Annotated in this window: 4 protein-coding genes; all 4 read right to left on the reverse strand. The window is 67.1% G+C overall.

The window, feature by feature from the left end; translation table 11 throughout:
* A partial coding sequence (locus tag HGB39_RS37855; RefSeq protein ID WP_168443022.1) for a Clp protease N-terminal domain-containing protein occupies positions 1-1,490 on the reverse strand: 1,490 nt, incomplete at its 3' end.
* Positions 1,472-1,801 (reverse strand): chaperone modulator CbpM, encoded by a 330-nt coding sequence (locus HGB39_RS37860; RefSeq protein ID WP_005567551.1) that lies wholly within the window; start codon positions 1,799-1,801, stop codon positions 1,472-1,474. The genes HGB39_RS37860 and HGB39_RS37855, both read right to left, overlap by 19 nt.
* The gene (locus tag HGB39_RS37865; RefSeq protein ID WP_054246217.1) at positions 1,798-2,736 is read right to left on the reverse strand and encodes a DnaJ C-terminal domain-containing protein; all 939 of its coding nucleotides are present in this window, start codon (positions 2,734-2,736) and stop codon (positions 1,798-1,800) included. Before HGB39_RS37865 ends, HGB39_RS37860 begins: the two co-directional genes overlap by 4 nt.
* A gap of 6 nt (positions 2,737-2,742) precedes the next feature.
* On the reverse strand, positions 2,743-2,923 hold a 181-nt coding region (locus HGB39_RS37870), incomplete at its 5' end, for a nucleotide exchange factor GrpE (protein ID WP_168443023.1).

Raw genomic sequence — 2,923 nt, forward strand, 5'->3', positions numbered from 1 at the left:
TCCGCCTCCTCGGCCTCGTGGCGCAATCGTTCCAGCTCTCCCCGCAGCTCCTGCACCCGCCGGATCGCCTGCCGCTCCGCCTCCCACTGAGCGTGCCGGGCGTCGGCCTCGGCCCGTAGATCGGCCAGCTCCTTACGCAGCTCTTCGAGGCGCGCCTTGCTGGCCGCGTCCGTTTCCTTGGACAGCGCGGCCTCTTCGATCTCCAGCCGGGTCACCTTCCGGGTGAGCTCGTCGAGTTCGGCGGGCATCGAATCGATTTCGGTGCGTAGCCGGGCACACGCCTCGTCCACCAGATCGATCGCTTTGTCCGGAAGGAAGCGGTCGGTGATGTACCGGTGCGAGAGGGTCACGGCGGCCACCAGTGCGCCGTCCTGAATCTTCACGCCGTGAAACACCTCGAGGCGTTCTCGAAGTCCGCGCAGAATCGAGATCGCATCCTCGGCGCTGGGCTCGTCGACGAGAACGGTCTGGAAGCGACGCTCCAGTGCGGCATCGGATTCGATGTGCTTGCGATACTCGTCGAGAGTGGTGGCACCGATCATGTGCAGTTCGCCGCGGGCGAGCATCGGCTTGAGCATGTTGCCGGCGTCGAGAGATCCCTCGCCGCCGACTGATCCCGCACCGACCACTGTGTGTAACTCGTCGACGAACAACAGGATGTGCCCCTCGGCCGCCTTTACCTCGGACAGCACCGCCTGCAGTCGCTCCTCGAACTCGCCGCGGTACTTCGCGCCGGCCACCAGGGAACCCATGTCGAGCGAGAAGATCGTCTTGTCGCGCAGGCCCTCGGGCACGTCGCCGCGGACGATCCGCTGGGCGAGGCCCTCGACGATCGCGGTCTTACCGACGCCGGGGTCGCCGATCAGCACCGGATTGTTCTTCGTCTTCCGGCTCAGGATCTGCGTTACCCTGCGGATCTCGGCATCTCGGCCGATGACCGGATCGAGTTTGCCTGCCCGCCCCTCGGAGACGAGGTCGCGTCCGTACTTCTCCAGAGCCTCGTACGCCCCCTCCGGGGTCGCCGAGGTGACGCGTTGATTGCCGCGCACTTTCGTCAGCGCCGTGAGGAAGGCCTCTCGTGTGACCCCATGACTGGCGAGGACCCGCCCCGCCGCACTGGCCGACCCCTCCTCGGAGAGGGCCATCACGAGATGCTCCACCGACACGTAGGAATCCTTGAGTCGCTTCGCCTCCCGCTCCGCGGCGTCGAGCAGCTTGGCCAAACGCTGGGTGATCATCACCTGACCGGGCGTCGCGCCGGGGCCGCTGACCTTCGGCCTGCGCGACAGTTCACGTTCCAGGTCGGATCGCAGGGCATCGACGTTCGCGCCGGCCTGCTCGAGCAGTCGGGGGACCAACCCTTCCTGCTGATCGACCAACGCGAGCAGCAGGTGCTCTCCGTCGACCTCGGTGTGACCCATTCTGGTCGCGACGTTCTGGGCTTCCTGCAGGGCTTCTCGTGACTTTTCAGTCAGGCTGCCGGTGTCCATGGGGGTGTCCTCCTTCTGCGGGAAGCTGCTTCGAGTTTCTCGATTCGATCCAGCAGATCGAGCACGAGCCCGATTGCCGAGTAGTTCAGGCCCAGACCGGTCCGCAGCCGTTGGATGCGGGCGGCGTGGGCCACTTCGGACGGTTCGAACGACATCTCGCCGCCGGCGGCGCGGTGGGCGTCGAGCAGGCCGAGAGCCACAAGCTTTCGTGCCAGGTCGGGGTGCAGCCCGGTACGTTCGGCGAAGGCATCTGGCGACAATCCGGCACGGCGAACCAATACGTACTGGGTGACCGGGGTCGGGGTGCTCATGTCTCTTTCCTCGGATCGAAGTTCGATTCGGTGGCCAACTGCTCGAACAGCTCGCGTTCGCGTGCTGTCGGTTTCGGCGGCACCATCACCTTGATTTCGGCGTAGAGGTTGCCGTTGGCGCCCCGCGGATTGGGCATTCCCTCTCCGCGCAGGCGTAGCTTCCGTCCCGTCGACGAGCCCGGCACCACTTTGACTTTCGCCTCGCCACCCGGGGTGGGAATGACGACGGTCGACCCGAGGACCGCCTCCCATGGCGATACGGGCAGGTCGACGTAGATGTCCCGGCCCTGGACGCGGAACCGGGAATGCGGCTTGATCCGCACCACGAGGTACAGATCCCCGGGCGGCGCGTCACCGTTGCCCCGGCCGCCTTGCCCGGCCAGCCGGATTCGCTGGCCGTCCAGGACACCGGCCGGAATGTCGACGTCGTACTGCCGTCCGTCCAGTCTGAGAGTGCGTTTGCCGCCCCGATACGCCTCTTCCAGGGGCAGTTCCAGTTCCGCTTCCTGATCGGCGCCGGGAATCGGCCCGTACCCGCCACCGCCGCCGAACATCTGCCCGAAGAGGTCCTCGAAGTCGACGCCGCCCTCGCCACCGACACCGTGACCGAAGTGCACCCTTCTGCCCCCGCCCCCACCGCCGTACCCGCCGCCGAACCCGCCGCCGCCGTACCCACCGGCGCTTGCCCGGACCCGTTCGTCGTAGTCCTCGGGCACACGCCGGAAGTCGTCACCGAATCGGTCGTAGCGTTTCCGGGTGTCCGGGTCGGACAACACCTGGTAGGCCTCGTTGGCCTCCTTGAACTTGTCCTCCGCAGTGGGGTCCTTGTTCACGTCGGGGTGGTACTTGCGGGCCAGCTTGCGGTAGGCCTGCTGGATTTCGTCGGTGCCGGCGCCCCGCGGGACCCCGAGCACTTCGTAGTAGTCACGCGCCATCGGTGCTCACCCCTCGGGGCGGCTGACGACCACCGCGGCGGGTCGCAGCTGCCGCCCGTTCTCTCCATAGCCCGGGCGCAAGACCTCGATCACGGTCCCGGAGGGAAGGTCGGGTTGGGCCACCACACTGACCACTTCGTGGAGCTCCGGGGAGAACGGCACACCGACCTCGTCGTGGCGCTCGAAG

Source organism: Rhodococcus opacus, assembly GCF_012396235.1.
GTDB classification, from domain to species: domain Bacteria; phylum Actinomycetota; class Actinomycetes; order Mycobacteriales; family Mycobacteriaceae; genus Rhodococcus_F; species Rhodococcus_F opacus.